The following is a 16255-nucleotide window of genomic DNA, read 5'->3' as shown; positions in this document are numbered from 1 at the left end:
ACTGCGCGGCCTCCTCGACGCGCACACCGCCACCGGCGACGCGCAAGCGCTCGACCTGGCGAGGGCCTGTGCGACTGGACGTACGCGCGGCTCTCCCGGCTGCCCGCGGCCACCCTGCAACGGATGTGGGGGATCTTCTCCAGCGGCGAGTTCGGCGGCATCGTCGAGGCGATCTGTGTGACGAGACCGGCGAGCGCCGCTACCGCGACGCCGTCCGCAACTTCTGGGACATGGTCGTGCCGCCCCGCATGTACGCCATCGGGGGCACCAGCAACCGCGAGTTCTGGGGCGAGCCCGGCGTCATCGCGTCGACGCTCAGCGACGTCCACGCCGACGCCACGAAGATCGTGGCGACGGCGCGACGGGCGTCGTACCAGGCCTGAGGCGGCGCAGAGGTGAGGCCGGTCCGCAGAGGCGCTACGGTCCCTCCTCATGCGGATCACGAAGTACACCCATGCCTGTGTACGGCTCGAACACGAGGGGCGCGTGCTGGTCGTCGATCCGGGGATCTGGAGCGAGCCGTCCGCCCTGACCGGGGCGGACGCCGTCCTGGTGACGCACGAACACGCCGACCACGTGGACGTCCTGCGCCTGCGGGCGCTCGGCGTGCCCGTGCACGCCCCGGTCGAATCCGACCTCCCGGGCCTGAACCCCCAACGGGTGCGCGCGGGCGCGGAGTTCACCGTGGCGGGCTTCCACGTCCGGGCGGTCGGAGGCCGGCACGCCACCGTGTACGGGGGAGAGCCCGACTGCGCGAACCTCGGCTACGTCGTGGACGGCGCCGTCTACCACCCCGGTGACGCGCTGCATGTGCCCGAGGGGCCGGTGGACACGCTTCTCGTCCCGGTCCACGGCTCGTGGCTGAGTACGGCGCAGGCGATCGACTTCGTCAACTCGGTGGGCCCGCGACGGGCGTTCGCCGTGCACGACGCGCAGATCAACGAGCGGGGTCTGAGCAGCGTCAACGGATGGCTCGCGCAGGAGACCGACACGGACTACCGCTTCCTTCGCCCCGGCGAGCCCCTCTGACCCCGGGAGCCGGCGGCCGTCCATGATCGGCTACGCTGCCCAACCCTGACGGCATGTACACCAAGAGGAGCTATGTCCTGGAAGCGGCGTCCGGCACTCGCCGGGCTGACGATGGTGCTCGTGACCGTGCTCGTGGCGTGCGGCGGCGGTGCGGACAAGGGGTCGTCGGCGCACGCCGGTCCGGCGAAGGGCGAGGACTCCTCCGCCGCGCAGCGCGAGGACAGGCCGGTCGAGATCGCCGGAGTGCGTGACTCCGTACGGCACGTCACCCGGCGGACCACGAAGGGCACACGGCCGCACCTGGTGAAGAAGTGCGCGACCGACACCCGCAAGGTCAAGCACACCCGGCGCAGCAAGGGCCGCACCAAGACCTGGTACTCCACCGAGAGGCACCAGGACTGCAAGAAGGTGCGCAAGGGCACCGAGACGTACACGCGCGTCGTCCGCCAGGAACGCTGGTGCGTCCGGCTCGACGACGTGAACGGCAAGCCCGCCAAGGACGACGTCTGGTACCGCGTCCGCCCCGCGACCTACAGCGAGGTCAACGAGGCGGACGCGCGCGCGAAGGTCACGTTCGAGCCGATCGAGCAGGGCTGTTGAGCGAGCCCGGGGTCAGGCGACCGCCGGTATCCGCTCCTTCACCATCGCGTACAGCACGACCGACACCGCCATCACACCGGCGGCCGTGAACACGCCCGGCGCCCAGCTGCCCGTCGCGTCGCGCAGCACCCCGCTGACGACGGGGCTGGCCACCGCGCCGATCTCGGCCACGAGGTTGAAGAGGCCGAACAGCGAACCCCGGTCCTCGTCGGCGGCGAGGTCGCCGAGGAGGCTGTGCACGATGGGCTGGAGCGCGTTGAAGAACAGGCCGGAGCAGAACAGGATCAGGCCCAGCAGGAGCAGCGACGGGCGCCCGTCGAGCAGGCTCACGCCGAACGCCACCGCGAGGACCGTGTGCACCGCGGCGCACGTCACCGCCAGCGGTTTGCGGCCCTTGCCCGCGCGCACCCGCCGGTCCGCGATCCAGCCGCCGACGGGAAAGCCGATGATGCCCGCGCCCGCGTTGAACGCCGCGGTCAGGGCGGCGGCGCCGAGACTGCTGTGCGCGCTCTCCGCGACGATCTGCACCGACCAGAACGAGAAGAACCACAGGTTCCACATCACCGCGATGAAGCTGAGGTAGATCAGCCAGACGTTGCGGTTGAGAAGCCGGGACGAGCGTCCGGTGCGCACGATGCCGCGGATCACGATCGTCACCATGACGAGGAACAGCACGCCCGAACCGACCGCCGTCAGCCACTCCGGCCAGCTGAACTCGTCCGCCAGGACGAAGAGCGCGACGATGGCGGCCGCCGCCGGGACCGAGTAACCGATCAGGCGCAGCGCCGGAGGCCCCAGACGCAACGGGCGGTCGCCGCGCGCCCGGAAGAACCTCCACGTGGCCGCCGCCACCAGCAGGGAGACGACTCCGAACACGTACAGCGGCATGCTCCACGCCCGGTCGCCGAGGCCCCACGCGCCGCCCAGGTCGATCAGATGCGGGGTGGCGACGATGCCGACGGTCAGACCGATGGACAGGCCCGACAGGACGACGCCGAGGCCGATGGTGCGGCGGGCCGGGGGCGTGTGATCGATGACCAGGACACGGTCGTTGGAGTAGAAGACGCCCTCGCCGAGGCCGGTGAGCACGCGGGCGACGACGAACCCGATCAGGCCGCCGGTCAGTCCCGACGCCAGCGTCAGCAGACCCGCCCAGAGCAGGGACACGACGAGCATCTCGCGGTGCCCGTACCGGTCGCCGAGCCGGCCGCCCGCGTACTGCGTGAGCATGTAGCCGGTGAAGAACATCGAGCCGATGAGGCCGCCGAGCGTCGCCGGGTTCGACGCGTCGCCGATGAAACCGGCCTTGTTCTCGATCATCCAGGAGACGACCGGGCCGGTGACCGTGCGGTCCGCGTAGCTGACCAGCCAGCCCGCGAGCAGGAAACCCCAGAGGTGGGTGTGATGCCCGGAGAACAGCGCGCGACGCCGCTCCCGCGGCGGGTCCGTGGTGCGGGCCTGTGCGGTGGATTCCCTGTCCCTCATACGTCCCCCTCGACGCCAGGCGCTGGAAAGCGCTTGCCAAGATCGCAGCGGGAGAGGGGTACGTCAATGCCTGCGATCGACCGGGATCACGGGCCGCCGGGGTTGCTCACGAGACCTTCACCGGCTGCGCACCGCGCGCTGCACCGCCTCGGCCGCCAGCTCCGCGGCGGCGCCGCGGGTGGCCGAGGCGAGCAGCTCCGTGCGGATCGGGCCGCCCGCGGCGAGATGCCGGTCGTACGGCAGGTGGACCACGCCGACGCCCGTCTCGCGGAGGTGGGCGGTGGCGACGGCCAGGTCGAGGTTCTGGTCCGGGGCGCCCGAGGTGAGGGCCACGACGGTGGACGGCAGCGTGGAATGCGGCAGACCGGCCAGCCAGTCCAGGACGACGCGGGTGCCGCCGACGCCCTCGGCGGTCATCGGGGCGACGATGATGCGGGCGTGCGCGGTGTCCATGGCGGTACGCGCGACATCGCCCGGCAGCGTCTCGCAGTCGACGACCGTCATGGCGAAGTGGCGGCGCAGCGCGAGGGTGACGGTGCGGTAGGTGGTGACGTCGAGCGGGGGGCCGACCCGGCCCTGGCTCGCGGGCAGCAGCCAGCCGCCGTCCGGGAGCGGCACCAAGTAGCCGGTGATGTCGAGGAGATGCATCGACGGCTTCAGGATCTGGGCCAGTTCGGCGGCGGACCAGCGGACGGACTGGGCACCGAGCCGCACCGCGAGCGTGCCGAGGGCGGCGTCCGCCTCCAGGGCCAGTACGGGGTCCTGGCGGACGCGCTGGAGGGTGCGGGCGACGAGCGCGGCGGTGGTCGTCTTGCCGACGCCGCCCCGGATCGAGGTCACCGCGACGACCCGGCCCTTGGTCACCGGGTGCTGCAACTCCCTTGTCCAGCGGGCCTCTTCACCGCCGGCCTGGGCCGACGGCCGGGCGAGCCGGCGCAACGACTGCCCGGAGCGGCGGGCCACCGAGTCGCCGTGCTGCGGCTTGCCCGTGGCCTGCGTGAGGCGCGGGTCGACGGTGAGCACGGGCTCGGGGGCGGGCAGCGCGAGCCCCGGCCGGGGGCGGACGGCCGGCACGGAGGCGCGAGCCGCGGGCGGAGCGGAGCCGCTGGCCGCGGGTGGTGCGGAGCCGCTGGCCGCGGGTGGTGCGGAGCCGCTGGCCGCGGGTGGTGCGGGCGGCATCGGGGGTGCCCCCACGCCACCCGGCTGCGCCCCGGCGACTCCGTGCCCGGGCGCGGGCTGCTGGGGCGGCGGTACGGGGAGCGACTGGGGGGTTGCCTGGGGCTGCGTCCCGGGGATGGGGCGGGGCGTGGTGTCGATGCTCGGCGCCGGGGCGGCGACGTGCGTACGGGGTTGCGGCTGGGCGCCGTTGAGGTCCGACGCCGGTACGGCGGCAGGCGGCTGCGATACGGGGAGGGGCCGCGGGGTGGTGTCGATGCGGGGCGGGGTCGCAGTGACGGTTCCGCGGGGCTGCGGGGCGGGCTGGGGCTGCACCGGGAGCGGTTGCGGGGCGGGCTCGACACGGGACGTCGGTGCGGCGGTCTCCCCGGGGGCCGGCGCCGGTCGGGGCTGCGTCCCCGGAATGGGGCGGGGCGTGGTGTCTATGGGGGGCTGCGGCGCAACGCCTCTGTCCACGGGCGGCGCGGGCGCTTCCGTGAGCGGCGGTGCGAAGGCGTCTGGACGGGACCGGGGTGCCGGGGCGTCGGCGAGCGGCGGGGAGGAGGCGCCTGCGTGGGACTGGGGCGCGGGGGTGTCTGTGACCGGGCGCGCGAAGGCGTCGACAGGCGGCTGTGGCTCGGGGGCCCCTGCTAGCGGCGACGGGACGGATTGCGCACCCGGCTGGGGCGCGAGGGCCTCCAGCGGCGACGCGGAGGAGTCCGTACGCGGCTGTGGGGCGTGAACTTCCGTCTGTGGCGGCGCGAAGGCGTCCGCTCGGGACCGGAATTCGGGGGCTTCCGCGCGCGGCGGCGCGGGGGTGTCTGCGAGGGGCTGCGGCGCGAAGGTTTCCGTAAGCGGTGGCGCGGAGCCTTCAGCCCGGGGGTGCGCCTCGGGCGCTTCCGTGAGCGGCGGGGCCGAAGTCTCGGTAGGCGGCTGAGCCTCGGCCGCCTCCGTGTGCAGCGGTACCGGCGTCTCCGTGTGCAGGGGTGCCGGAGCCTCCGTGTGCAGCGGTACCGGCGTCTCCGTAGGCAGAGGTGCAGGAGCCTCCGTGCGCAGCTGTACCGGCGTCTCCATAGGCACGGGTGCCGGAGCCTCCGTGTGCAGGGGTGCCGGCGTCTCCGTGTGCAGGGGTGCCGGCGTCTCCGTGTGCAGCGGTACCGGCGTCTCCGTAGGCACGGGTGCCGGAGCCTCCGTGTGCAGGGGTGCCGGAGCCTCCGTGTGCAGCGGCTCGGGTGTCTCCGCAGGGCGTGGCACCGGCGTCTCCGCTCGGGGCTGTCGTGCCGGGGCCTCCGTGCTGGGGCGTGGGGCGGAGTTCTGCGCGCGGGGCTTCGGCGGGCGGGGGCGGACCGTGCCCGGGTTGAGGCGGGTCTCGTCGCGGCGGCGCACCGGGAGGGGGGTCTTGACGCGGTCCGGGACCGCGTTCTCGCCGTTGGTCTCCATGGGGGTCACCACGCCTGCCGGGCGACAGCCCGGGTCGGCACCAGCGGACCAGTCATCCACGCCCCCACGTCGAACATCATCGGCAGACCCCCGGCTACGAGTCAGTGCGCCTTCACTTGTGCCAGGCGTGGCCTCCAACGGACCCCCGGCCGCGAAAGCCTATCTCCCCTCACCCGTAGCAGTGGCAAAGCCCTGGGCGTCACGCCTCCAACTGCCGTGCCCGCCCGGCCCCGACCCCCGCGATCCCCATCGGCACGCACAGCGCCGCGAGCAGGGTCAACGGAACCGTCCAGCCGCCCGTCGCGTCGTGCAGCGCACCGAGCAGGAACGGGCCCGCCGCGGCGAGCAGGTAGCCGACGCCCTGCGCCATTCCGGACATCTCCGCGGCGCGCGCCGCGTCGGGGGAGCGCAGCACGATCACCGCGAGAGCCGTACTGATGAGCAGCCCAGAGCCGAAGCCCTGCATCAGCATCCACGCGTAGGCGCCGCCGACCGGCGCCACGATCAAGCCGATGAGGGAGACGAAGAACAGCGTGGTGCCGGTGAGGGCGAACGCCACCTGGTTTCCGGCCCGTCCGACGAGCGCGGTGAAGGCGAGCGAACCGGCGATGCCGACGAGGCTCATCAGGGACAGCATCCAGCCGGCCTGCGTGCTGGACATGCCCTCCTCGGTGAGCATCGCGGGGATCCACGCCGCGCACGCGTAGTACTCCAGGGACTGCAGCCCCATGAGCAGCGTGATCTGCCAGGCGAGGCGCGAACGCCGCAGCGGGGTACGGGAGTCGGCCGCCGTACCGGTCGCGGCGGCCGGCACGTCCGCGCGGCGCAACTGCGGCAGCCAGAACAGGAACGCCGCCGCCGACAGCACCGCCCAGACACCGATCGCCCCGCGCCAGCCGAGGCCGAGCGCGTCGCCGAGCGGCACCGTCACCCCGGCCGCGAGAGCCGCGCCGCAGAACAGGGCGACGGAGTAGAGGCCCATCATCAGCCCGGTGCGATGGTGGAAGTGGCGCTTGATGACGCTGGGGACGAGCACGTTCGAGAGGGAGATCGCCGCGCCGATCAGCACCGTGCCGGCGAAGAGCGCGGGGAGGCCGGGCGCGAGCCGTACCGCGATACCCCCCGTGAGCAGGGCCATCATCGCGCCGAGCGCCCGCGTCATACCGATCCGTCGCGCGAGCTTCGCCGCGAACGGGGCCAGGAGCCCGAAGCAGAGGATCGGCAGCGTGGTGAGCAGCCCCGCGAGGGAGCCGCTGAGCCCGGTGGAGTGCCGTACGGCGTCGAGTTCGGGGGAGACGGCCACGACGCCCGGCCGCAGGTTCATGGCGATCAGCAGGATGCCCGCGGCGAGCAGTCCGCCCGCGGCCTGCGAGGGAACGGTCCGGGACGTGGTGCGGGAGGCGGGCTGAGCTGAGGTCGACGGGTCGGCGCTGTGCGGCATGTGCTCCAACGTAACATCCCATGTTTCGAGCGCAGAGGGGCTGGATTGCTAACCTTTCCTAGCAAAGCGGGCCACGGGCTGCCGGTAGATGTGGGATATTTGAGCCGCCCGACCCCGACCCCGATGTCCGGTCGCGCCGCGTCCCCTCCCGTACGAGAAAGGCCCCGCCTTGTCCGAGACACCCCGCACCGGCGCCACCCTGGTCCAGCGGACCATCGGGCGGATCGAGCGGAGCATCGAGAGCGGTGAATGGGCCGTCGGGGACCGGATTCCGGCGGAGGGGCAGCTCGTCGAGGCGTTCGGGGTGGGGCGCAACACGGTGCGCGAGGCCGTCCGGGCGCTGTGCCACACCGGCCTGCTGGAGGCGCGCCGTGGCGACGGGACGTACGTACGGGCCGCCAGCGACCTCAACGCGGCGTTGCGGCGGCGACTGCGCCGCGCCGAGCTGAAGCACGTACTCCAGGTGCGCCTCGCCCTGGAGCGGGAAGCGGCGCCCGCCGCCGCCGTGCACCGGGGCGAGGACGATCTGGCCCGCATCCTCTCCGCGCTGCTGGCCCGGCGGCGGGCGGACGAGGGCAACGATCCGGCCGCGTTCGTGGACCGGGACCTCGAGTTCCACCGGGCGGTCGTCGCGGCGAGCGGCAACCCTCTGATGACCGACCTGTACGAGAGCATCACGGCGTCGGTGCGGGACAGCATCGCGTCACTGCTCCCGAGCTGGGCGCCCGAGCTGCCCGGCGCCTGTGCCCATGACGATCTGGCCGAGGCGATCGCGCGCCGCGACCCGGAGGCGGCCACCAAGGCGGCATGGGCACACACCGAGACCGTGGAGGCGGCCATGGCACGCATGGCGGAGCAGGCGGAGCAGGCGGAGCAGGCGGAGCAGGCGGAGTCAGGCGAGGAATGAGGCCTGCGCCCGGGAAGGCTGACTGCCCATCAAGAAGCCGACAAGCAAAGGCGGTTGGTCAATGACCTGTGGACTTTCCGGGATGCGGTCACCATCAGCACCCTGAGTTTCAGCGGCATCCGCCTGCACAACGCAACGCCCCGCTGACCCCTGTCGGGCCGCCCCCACGCGCTCTACGCTGACTGTGCCTCACCGGGCTTCGAGGGGGAGTCGCATGAGCGATGGCATCGAGCGCACCCAGAACGGCGGCCGACGGGCGAGCCCTCCGAGAAGCGGGGAGCGTCTCGCGGACTGGGCGGACGGCCGGCTCGGGATCTACCAGCTCGCCAAGTCCCAGATGCGCAAGGTCTTTCCGGACCACTGGTCCTTCATGTTCGGCGAGATCTGCCTCTACAGCTTCATCATCCTCATTCTCACCGGTACCTATCTGACCTTCTTCTTCGAGCCCAGCAGCGCCGAGGTCGTCTACAACGGCTCCTACGAACCGCTCAGGGGCATCATCATGACCCGGGCGTACGAGTCGACGATCGACATCAGCATGGACGTGCGCGGCGGTCTGCTCATCCGGCAGATACACCACTGGGCCGCGCTGGTCTTCGTCGCGGCGATGCTCTGCCACATGATGCGGGTCTTCTTCACGGGCGCGTTCCGCAAGCCGCGCGAGGTCAACTGGCTGTTCGGCTGGACCCTGTTGATGCTCGGCATCGTCACCGGCCTCACCGGCTACTCGCTCCCCGACGACCTGCTCTCCGGCACGGGCCTGCGCTTCTCGCAGGGCGCCATCCTGTCGGTGCCGATCGTCGGCACGTATCTGTCGTTCTTCCTCTTCGGCGGCCAGTTCCCCGGTGAGGACTTCATCGCCCGGCTCTACCCGGTCCACATCCTGCTGCTGCCGGGCATCATGCTCGGCCTGGTCGCGGCCCATCTGATCCTGGTCTTCTACCACAAGCACACCCAGTTCGCGGGCCCGGGCCGCACCGAGAAGAACGTGGTCGGAGCGCCCCTCATGCCCATCTACGTGGCCAAGGCGGGCGGCTTCTTCTTCCTCGTCTTCGGCGTGCTCGCGTTCATGGGGGCGGTCGCGACGATCAACCCGGTGTGGGCGTTCGGGCCGTACCGGACCGACCTCGTCACGACCGGCGCCCAGCCCGACTGGTACCTCGGCTTCTCCGAGGGCCTGATCCGGGTGATGCCGGGATGGGAGATCAACTTCTGGGGCCACACGTTACAACTGGGCGTCTTCCTCCCGTTCATGCTGTTCCCGCTGGTCATGACGGTGATCGCGGTGTACCCGTTCCTCGAGGCGTGGGTCACCGGCGACAAGCGCGAGCACCACCTGGCCCAGCGGCCGCGCAACCACCCCGTCCGTACCGGACTCGGCGTCGCGTGGCTGTCGCTGTACGCCGTGCTCCTGATCGGGGGAGGCAACGACATCATCGCCCTGCGCCTGCATCTGTCCATCAACGCCATCACCTGGGCCGTGCGGGTCGGCTTCTTCCTCGTCCCGGTGCTCGCGTTCATCGTCACCAAGCGGATCTGCAACGGGCTGCAGCGCCGCGACCGGGAGAAGGCCCTGCACGGCCGCGAGTCCGGCATCATCAAGCGGCTGCCGCACGGCGAGTACATCGAGGTCCACGAGCCGCTCACGCGCGCCGAGTTGTACACCCTCAACATCCACGAGCAGCCTCCGGCCTACGAGTTGGGGCCGAAGCTCGACGAGAACGGGGTGGCGCGCAAGTTCACCGTGCGCCAGCGGGTGCGGGCACGCCTCGCGAAGGCCATGTACGGGCCGGGAACGTACGTGCCGAAGGCCACCGCGGAGGAGTACCAGGCACTGCACGCCGGGTGGCACGAGTCCGAACGGGACACGTCGAGGCGCTGAGACCGGCCGACGAAGGCCCCTGGGGAGTGGCGAGAGCGTCTGTTCCCCAGGGGCCTTCGCTGCTACCTTCACCCCAGCTGACTAACAAACGTTTGGTTGGAAGGTGGCGGAGTCGCAGATGCCTGTCTCCCTCTCGTTCGCGGACGGCTCGTCGGACGGCCCACTGGAAGGCGCGCCGGACGGTTCGCCGGCGGGCAAGGCGATCGCCGTCGTCGACATCGACCACCCACCGGTCAACGCCCTGCCGGTACAGGGCTGGTACGACCTCGCCGACGCCGTGCGCGCGGCGGGCCGCGACCCCGACACGCGCTGCGTCGTGCTCACCGCGTCCGGCCGCGGCTTCAACGCGGGCGTCGACATCAAGGAGATGCAGCGCGACAGCGGCCACGCGGCGCTGATCGGCGCGAACCGGGGCTGCGCGGCCGCCTTCGCCGCGGTGTACGACTGCGAGGTGCCCGTCGTCGCCGCCGTGCAGGGGTTCTGCCTCGGCGGCGGGATCGGGCTCGTCGGCAACGCCGACGCGATCGTGGCGAGCGACGACGCCACGTTCGGCCTGCCCGAACTGGACCGGGGCGCGCTCGGCGCCGCCACCCACCTGGCCCGCCTGGTCCCGCAGCACCTGATGCGCGCCCTCTACTACACCTCGCGCACCGTGACCGCCGCCGAACTGCACGCGCACGGCTCGGTGTGGAAGGTCGTACCGCGACAGCAACTGCGCTCCAGTGCGCTGGAGTTGGCGGCCGAGATCGCACGCAAGGACGGCTACCTGTTGCGGCTCGCCAAGGCCGCCCTCAACGGCATCGACCCCGTCGACGTCCACCGCAGCTACCGCTACGAGCAGGGCTTCACCTTCGAGGCGAACCTCAGTGGCGTCGCCGACCGCGTCCGGGCCACCTTCGGCGCCGCCCCTCAGGAGGCGAAATGAGCACGGACAAGACCCTGTCCGCCGAGGACGTGGTGGCGCGGCTGCGCAGCGGCATGACGGTCGGGATCGGCGGCTGGGGCTCGCGCCGCAAACCCATGGCGCTGGTACGGGCCCTGCTGCGCAGCGACGTCACCGACCTGACCGTCGTCTCGTACGCGGGCCCGGACGTGGGCCTGCTGGCCGCCGCGGGAAAGATCCGCAAGCTCGTCGCGTCCTTCGCCACCCTCGACTCGATCCCCCTGGAGCCGCATTTCCGCGCCGCACGCGAGCAGGGCCGAATCGAGCTGATGGAGGTCGACGAGGCCATGTTCATGTGGGGGCTGCGCGCCGCCGCGAACCGGCTGCCGTTCCTGCCGGTGCGGGCGGGCCTCGGCTCGGACGTCATGCGCGTCAACCCCGCTCTGCGCACGATCACTTCGCCGTACGAGGACGGGGAGACGTTCGTCGCGATGCCCGCCCTGCGCCTGGACGTGGCCCTCGTCCACATGAACCGTGCGGACCGGTCGGGCAACGGGCAGTACCTGGGCCCCGACCCGTACTTCGACGACCTGTTCTGCGGGGCCGCCGAGGCGGCGTACGTCTCCTGCGAGCGGATCGTGGACGGCGCCGAACTGGCGAAGGGCGGGCCCGCGCAGTCGCTGCTGATCAAACGGCACCGCGTCAACGGCGTCGTCGAGGCACCGAACGGCGCGCACTTCACGTCCTGCGCCCCCGACTACGACCGTGACGAGGCGTTCCAGAAGCTGTACGCGACCACACCGTACGAGGAGCTGCGGGCGCGGTTCCTCGACGGGGACGAGCAGGCGTACCAGGCCGCGGTCGGAACGTGGCGGCAGCAGTGCGAAGACGGGAGCGGCCGATGACCACCACGACGGACGGCGCCGCGGCCGGGACCGTGTCCCGCGCCGAGTACTGCGTGATCGCCTGCGCGGAGGCGTGGCGCGGCAGCGGCGAGCTGCTGGCCAGTCCCATGGGTCTGATCCCCGGTATCGGGGCGCGGCTCGCCCGCCGCACGTTCGCGCCGGACCTGCTGCTGACGGACGGCGAGGCCATGCTGATCGGCCCCGACGGGGAGCGCGAGGGCTGGCTGCCCTACCGCCAGCACCTGGAGTTCGTGGCGGGCGGCCGGCGGCACGTGATGATGGGCGCGAGCCAGCTCGACCGGTTCGGCAACCAGAACATCTCCTGCATCGGCGACTGGCGGCGGCCGACACGCCAGCTGCTCGGAGTACGTGGAGCGCCGATCAACACGCTGAACAATCCGACGAGTTACTGGGTGCCCAAGCACTCCCGGCGGGTCTTCGTGAGCAAGGTCGACATGGTGAGCGGCGTCGGCTACGACAGCGCCGCCGCGGCCGGGCCGTCCGCGACCCGCTTCCATCACCTGCCGCGCGTCGTCACCAACCTCGCCGTGCTGGACTTCGACACCCCGGACCACACGATGCGCCTCGCCTCGCTGCACCCCGGGGTCACGGTCGACGAGGTCCGCGAGGCGACGGGCTTCGAGCTGGTGCTGCCCGCCGAGGTCCCGTACACCCGTGAACCGACGGGTGAGGAACTGCGGTTGATACGCGCGGAGTTGGACCCCAAGGGTCTGCGTCATCGTGAGGTGCCCGCGTGAGTGGTGAGACCGCGCCGACGGCGGGCCCGGCCTTCGGGACGGCGCTCACCGAACTCACCGGCGTGCGGTACCCGATCGTGCAGACCGGCATGGGCTGGGTCGCCGGGCCCCGCCTCGTGTCGGCCTCCGCGAACGCCGGGGCGCTGGGCGTGCTCGCCTCCGCGACCATGACCATCGACCAACTCAAGGCCGCCGTAAGGGAGGTGAAGTCCCGTACCGACCAGCCCTTCGGGGTCAATCTGCGGGCCGACGCGGGGGATGCGCGCGAACGTGTACGGATCATCGTCGACGAGGGCGTGAAGGTGGCCTCGTTCGCTCTCGCGCCCTCCAAGGAGCTGATCGCCGAGCTGAAGGACGCGGGCGTCGTCGTCATCCCCTCCATCGGGGCGCGCCGGCACGCCGAGAAGGTCGCGGCGTGGGGCGCCGACGCGGTCGTCGTACAGGGCGGTGAGGGCGGCGGCCACACCGGCGCTGTGGCAACGACCGTACTGCTGCCGCAAGTTGTCGACTCCGTCGACATTCCCGTCATCGCGGCGGGCGGCTTCCACGACGGGCGCGGACTGGTCGCCGCACTCGCGTACGGCGCGGCCGGTATCGCCATGGGCACCCGCTTCCTGCTCACGTCCGACTCGACCGTGCCGCACGCCGTGAAGGCGTGCTATCTCGCCGCGGGCGTCCAGGACGTCACGGTCACCACGGCCGTCGACGGGCTGCCGCACCGCATGCTGCGCAGCGAGCTCGTCGCCGGGCTCGAGCGGGCGGGCCGGCCCGCCGCCCTGCTGCGGGCGGTGCGGCACGCGGCGGCGTTCCGCAAGGTGTCCGGGCTCGGCTGGACGCGGATGGTACGCGACGGACTCGCCATGAAGCACGGCAAGGACCTGAGCTGGAGCCAGGTGCTGCTGGCGGCCAACACACCCATGATGCTCAGGTCCGCGATGGTGGACGGCGATCCGCGGGGCGGTGTCATGGCCTCCGGGCAGGTCGCGGGCGTCATCGACGACCTGCCGTCGTGCCGCGAACTGGTGGACCGGATCGTGGCGGAGGCGGGGGAGACCTTGGAGCGGCTGCGATCGGTGTAGCCGCCTCCAGGGGTCTGTGCCTCTCCTCCGGCTACAGGTCCCTGCCCCCTCCGTCTACAGGCGCTCGATGATCGTCACGTTCGCCTGGCCGCCGCCCTCGCACATCGTCTGGAGCCCGAACCGGCCGCCCGTGCGCTCCAGTTCGTGCAGCAGCGTCGTCATCAGTTTCACGCCCGTCGCGCCCAGGGGGTGGCCGAGGGCGATGGCGCCCCCGTTCACGTTGACCTTCGCCGGGTCCGCGCCGGTCTCCTTGAGCCAGGCGAGGACCACCGGGGCGAACGCCTCGTTGATCTCCACCAGGTCGATGTCGTCGAGCGACATACCGGTCTTCTTCAGCGCGTACGCCGTCGCGGGGATCGGCGCCGACAGCATCCGGATCGGGTCCTCGCCGCGTACGGAGAGGTGATGCACGCGGGCGCGCGGCGTCAACCCGTGATCCCGGACGGCCCGTTCGGATGCGAGGAGCATCGCGGCCGCGCCGTCCGACACCTGCGAGGAGCACGCCGCCGTGATGGTGCCGCCCTCCACGACGGGGGCGAGCGTCGCCATCTTCTCCAGGGTCGTGTCCCGGCGCGGCCCCTCGTCGACGGTGACATCGCCGTACGCGACCGTCTCGCGCGCGAAACGCCCCCCGTCTATGGCGCGGACCGCCCGCTGGTGCGAGCGCAGTGCCCATTCCTCCATGGCGGTCCGCGAGATGCCCCACTTGTCGGCGATCAGCTGGGCGCCGTGGAACTGGTTGACGGGCTGCGTGCCGTACCGGGCGCGCCAGCCCTCGCTGCCCGCGAACGGGCCCTCCGTCAGACCCAGCGGTTCGGCCGCCTGCCGCGAGGCGAACGCGATCGGGACCAGCGACATGTTCTGCGTGCCGCCCGCGACCACCAGGTCCTGTGTCCCCGACAGCACGCCCTGCGCCGCGAAATGCACGGCCTGCTGCGAGGAACCGCACTGCCGGTCGACCGTGACGCCCGGCACCTCCTCGGGCAGCCCGGCCGCGAGCCACGCGGTCCGCGCGATGTCACCGGCCTGCGGGCCGACCGTGTCGAGGCAGCCGAACACGACGTCCTCGACGGCGGCGGGGTCCACGCCGGTGCGCTCCACGAGGGCCCTGAGCACGTGCGCGCCCAGATCGGCGGGGTGCACGGCGGCCAGGCCGCCCCTGCGCCGGCCCACCGGGGTGCGCACCGCGTCCACTATGTAGGCCTCGGCCATGGTCGACTCCTGGTCGCTGTAGGGATGGTGGAACGTACGGAGATGCCGTCGAGGACCATCGACAGGTACTGGCCCGCGATGGCGTCGGCGGTGTGCCGGCCGCCCGGCCGGTACCAGGAGGCAGCCACCCACACGGTGTCGCGCAGGAAGCGGTAGGCGAGGCGCACGTCGAGGTCGGGCCGGAACGCGCCGTCGGCGACACCCCTCTCCAGCGTCGTGCGCCAGGCGTCCTCGAAGTCCCGCTGCGCCTCGGTGAGGAACGCGAAGCGGGGCTGCGCGGCCAGCTGCCGGGCCTCCTTCTGGAAGACGGCGACCGCGGGACCGTGCCGGTCGATCTCCCGGAACGACTCGACGACCAACGCCCGCAGCGTCTCGCGCGGTCCGAGGGCGCGGTCGCCGAGGATCGCGTCGTAGCCGGTCCACAGCGCGTCGAGGAACGTCCGCAGGATCTCCTCCAGCATCGACTCCTTCGAGTCGAAGTGGTAGTACAGGCTGCCCGCGAGCAGTCCCGCGCGCTCGGCGATGACACGGACGGTGGTGGCGCTGTAGCCCAGCTCGGCGAAGACGCCCGCGGCCACGGAGAGGAGTTCGGCGCGGCGCGCTGCCCGCTCAGGCATGCCGCTCAGGCATGCCGGTCGCTGACGGAGAGCACCTCGCCCGTCAGGTACGAGGAGTAGCCGCTGGCCAGGAACACGATCACGTTGGCGACCTCCCACGGCTCGGCGTACCGGCCGAACGCCTCGCGGGACGTCAGCTCCGCCAGAAGCCCGGGCGAGGTGACCTTCGCGAGGTGCGGGTGCATGGCGAGGCTCGGCGAGACCGCGTTGACGCGGATGCCGTGCTCCGCCGCCTCGACGGACGCGCAGCGCGTCAGCGCCATCACCCCGGCCTTGGCGGCGGCGTAGTGCGCCTGCCCGGCCTGGGCACGCCAGCCCAGCACGGAGGCGTTGTTGACGATCACGCCCTTCCGTCCCGAGGCTTTCATCAGCCGCAGTGCTGTCCGGGTGCAGCGGAACGTGCCGGTCAGCGTCACGTCGATGACCTTCGCCCACTGCTCGTCGGTCATCTCGGTCAGCTCGGCCGTGCCGCCGAGCCCCGCGTTGTTCACGACGATGTCCAGGCCGCCGTGGACCCGCTCGGCCAGCGCGAACAGCGCCCGCACCTGGTCCTCGGCGGTGACGTCGCAGGGGGCGCCCGTCACGCGGTCGGTGCCGAACTCCTCTGCCAGGGTCTCGACGGTCTCGGCCGTGCGCCGCGCGTGGGCGTCTCCCACGACGATGCGGGCGCCCTCCTCCAGGAAGCGGCGGGCGGTCGCCCCGCCGATGCCCGCTCCGGCCGCCGCGGTGATCACGGCGGTCCGCCCGGCGAGCAGCTGGTGACCGGGTTCGTACGGCGGCGGCGTGCCCATGCGCGTACCTCCTTCGGGCGGCGGCATCTCGACGGATGTCCGACCCGGAGGCTAATCTACCAAACACTTGT

Annotated in this window: 15 protein-coding genes and 1 pseudogene; 10 read left to right on the top strand and 6 right to left on the bottom strand. The window is 72.1% G+C overall.

Annotated features, from left to right (window positions below; translation table 11 throughout):
* Position 1: 1 nt before the first annotated feature.
* The 3 genes and pseudogenes from ABD366_RS11165 to ABD366_RS11155 form a co-directional block, all read left to right on the top strand.
* Positions 2-335, top strand: a pseudogene (locus ABD366_RS11165) (beta-L-arabinofuranosidase domain-containing protein); the annotation flags it as partial.
* A 97-nt stretch (positions 336-432) separates the two neighbouring features.
* A complete protein-coding gene (locus ABD366_RS11160; RefSeq protein WP_324773864.1) occupies positions 433-1029 on the top strand; it encodes an MBL fold metallo-hydrolase in 597 nt (198 codons plus the stop codon).
* Between the two features lie 72 nt (positions 1030-1101).
* Positions 1102-1629 (top strand): hypothetical protein, encoded by a 528-nt coding sequence (locus tag ABD366_RS11155; RefSeq protein ID WP_324773866.1) that lies wholly within the window; start codon positions 1102-1104, stop codon positions 1627-1629.
* Positions 1630-1641: 12 nt separating this feature from the next.
* On the opposite strand, the gene ABD366_RS11150 is transcribed toward ABD366_RS11155, so the two are convergent.
* The 3 genes from ABD366_RS11150 to ABD366_RS11140 all read right to left on the bottom strand — a co-directional run bounded on the left by ABD366_RS11150 (position 1642) and on the right by ABD366_RS11140 (position 7150).
* Entirely contained in the window at positions 1642-3114 is a 1473-nt protein-coding gene (locus tag ABD366_RS11150) for an MFS transporter (protein ID WP_324773868.1), read from the bottom strand.
* Between the two features lie 117 nt (positions 3115-3231).
* Positions 3232-4605, bottom strand: a complete 1374-nt coding sequence (locus ABD366_RS11145) for a CpaE/TadZ family protein (protein WP_344441569.1) — start codon at positions 4603-4605, stop codon at positions 3232-3234.
* Positions 4606-5908: 1303 nt separating this feature from the next.
* The gene (locus ABD366_RS11140; RefSeq protein WP_324768574.1) at positions 5909-7150 is read right to left on the bottom strand and encodes a CynX/NimT family MFS transporter; all 1242 of its coding nucleotides are present in this window, start codon (positions 7148-7150) and stop codon (positions 5909-5911) included.
* A gap of 169 nt (positions 7151-7319) precedes the next feature.
* On the opposite strand from ABD366_RS11140, the gene ABD366_RS11135 reads away from it, so the two are divergent.
* The 7 genes from ABD366_RS11135 to ABD366_RS11105 all read left to right on the top strand — a co-directional run bounded on the left by ABD366_RS11135 (position 7320) and on the right by ABD366_RS11105 (position 13564).
* Positions 7320-8057 carry a FadR/GntR family transcriptional regulator gene (locus tag ABD366_RS11135; RefSeq protein ID WP_324768576.1) on the top strand — a complete coding sequence of 246 codons (738 nt, stop codon included), beginning with the start codon at positions 7320-7322 and terminating at the stop codon, positions 8055-8057.
* Positions 8058-8060: 3 nt separating this feature from the next.
* Entirely contained in the window at positions 8061-8204 is a 144-nt protein-coding gene (locus ABD366_RS11130) for a DUF6886 family protein (RefSeq protein WP_344441645.1), read from the top strand.
* Between the two features lie 67 nt (positions 8205-8271).
* Positions 8272-9939, top strand: a complete 1668-nt coding sequence (qcrB, locus tag ABD366_RS11125) for a cytochrome bc1 complex cytochrome b subunit (RefSeq protein ID WP_324768577.1) — start codon at positions 8272-8274, stop codon at positions 9937-9939.
* A gap of 118 nt (positions 9940-10057) precedes the next feature.
* The gene (locus tag ABD366_RS11120) at positions 10058-10864 is read left to right on the top strand and encodes an enoyl-CoA hydratase family protein (RefSeq protein WP_324768578.1); all 807 of its coding nucleotides are present in this window, start codon (positions 10058-10060) and stop codon (positions 10862-10864) included.
* Positions 10861-11727 (top strand): CoA transferase subunit A, encoded by an 867-nt coding sequence (locus tag ABD366_RS11115; RefSeq protein WP_324768580.1) that lies wholly within the window; start codon positions 10861-10863, stop codon positions 11725-11727. The genes ABD366_RS11120 and ABD366_RS11115 overlap by 4 nt, the downstream gene beginning before the upstream one ends.
* On the top strand, positions 11724-12485 hold the full coding sequence (locus ABD366_RS11110; protein WP_324768581.1) for a CoA-transferase subunit beta: 762 nt from the start codon (positions 11724-11726) through the stop codon (positions 12483-12485). The genes ABD366_RS11115 and ABD366_RS11110 overlap by 4 nt, the downstream gene beginning before the upstream one ends.
* Positions 12482-13564 carry an NAD(P)H-dependent flavin oxidoreductase gene (locus tag ABD366_RS11105; protein ID WP_324768582.1) on the top strand — a complete coding sequence of 361 codons (1083 nt, stop codon included), beginning with the start codon at positions 12482-12484 and terminating at the stop codon, positions 13562-13564. The genes ABD366_RS11110 and ABD366_RS11105 overlap by 4 nt, the downstream gene beginning before the upstream one ends.
* Positions 13565-13618: 54 nt before the next feature.
* On the opposite strand, the gene ABD366_RS11100 is transcribed toward ABD366_RS11105, so the two are convergent.
* From ABD366_RS11100 to ABD366_RS11090, 3 genes are read right to left on the bottom strand one after another with little or no spacing between them, the layout of a single operon-like run.
* Positions 13619-14776 (bottom strand): acetyl-CoA C-acetyltransferase, encoded by a 1158-nt coding sequence (locus tag ABD366_RS11100; protein ID WP_324768583.1) that lies wholly within the window; start codon positions 14774-14776, stop codon positions 13619-13621.
* On the bottom strand, positions 14758-15393 hold the full coding sequence (locus tag ABD366_RS11095) for a TetR/AcrR family transcriptional regulator (RefSeq protein WP_324768584.1): 636 nt from the start codon (positions 15391-15393) through the stop codon (positions 14758-14760). The genes ABD366_RS11100 and ABD366_RS11095 overlap by 19 nt, the downstream gene beginning before the upstream one ends.
* Positions 15394-15398: 5 nt before the next feature.
* Complete coding sequence (locus ABD366_RS11090) at positions 15399-16184, bottom strand: SDR family oxidoreductase (RefSeq protein ID WP_324768585.1); 786 nt, start codon at positions 16182-16184, stop codon at positions 15399-15401.
* Positions 16185-16255 lie beyond the last annotated feature (71 nt).

The organism is Streptomyces kunmingensis (genome assembly GCF_039533535.1).
GTDB lineage: Bacteria > Actinomycetota > Actinomycetes > Streptomycetales > Streptomycetaceae > Streptomyces > Streptomyces kunmingensis.
Note: the sequence above shows the minus strand (reverse complement) of the source record. Positions and strands in the feature narration are given on the sequence as shown.

What these genes read in the sequence shown, in the direction of transcription:
- ABD366_RS11140 (WP_324768574.1), bottom strand. Translation starts at nt 7,150, where the DNA reads ATGCCGCACAGCGCCGACCCGTCGACCTCAGCTCAGCCCGCCTCCCGC.
- ABD366_RS11110 (WP_324768581.1), top strand. Translation starts at nt 11,724, where the DNA reads ATGACCACCACGACGGACGGCGCCGCGGCCGGGACCGTGTCCCGCGCC.
- ABD366_RS11100 (WP_324768583.1), bottom strand. Translation starts at nt 14,776, where the DNA reads ATGGCCGAGGCCTACATAGTGGACGCGGTGCGCACCCCGGTGGGCCGG.
- ABD366_RS11155 (WP_324773866.1), top strand. Translation starts at nt 1,102, where the DNA reads ATGTCCTGGAAGCGGCGTCCGGCACTCGCCGGGCTGACGATGGTGCTC.
- ABD366_RS11090 (WP_324768585.1), bottom strand. Translation starts at nt 16,184, where the DNA reads ATGGGCACGCCGCCGCCGTACGAACCCGGTCACCAGCTGCTCGCCGGG.
- ABD366_RS11095 (WP_324768584.1), bottom strand. Translation starts at nt 15,393, where the DNA reads ATGCCTGAGCGGGCAGCGCGCCGCGCCGAACTCCTCTCCGTGGCCGCG.
- ABD366_RS11150 (WP_324773868.1), bottom strand. Translation starts at nt 3,114, where the DNA reads ATGAGGGACAGGGAATCCACCGCACAGGCCCGCACCACGGACCCGCCG.
- ABD366_RS11120 (WP_324768578.1), top strand. Translation starts at nt 10,058, where the DNA reads ATGCCTGTCTCCCTCTCGTTCGCGGACGGCTCGTCGGACGGCCCACTG.
- ABD366_RS11115 (WP_324768580.1), top strand. Translation starts at nt 10,861, where the DNA reads ATGAGCACGGACAAGACCCTGTCCGCCGAGGACGTGGTGGCGCGGCTG.
- qcrB (WP_324768577.1), top strand. Translation starts at nt 8,272, where the DNA reads ATGAGCGATGGCATCGAGCGCACCCAGAACGGCGGCCGACGGGCGAGC.
- ABD366_RS11160 (WP_324773864.1), top strand. Translation starts at nt 433, where the DNA reads ATGCGGATCACGAAGTACACCCATGCCTGTGTACGGCTCGAACACGAG.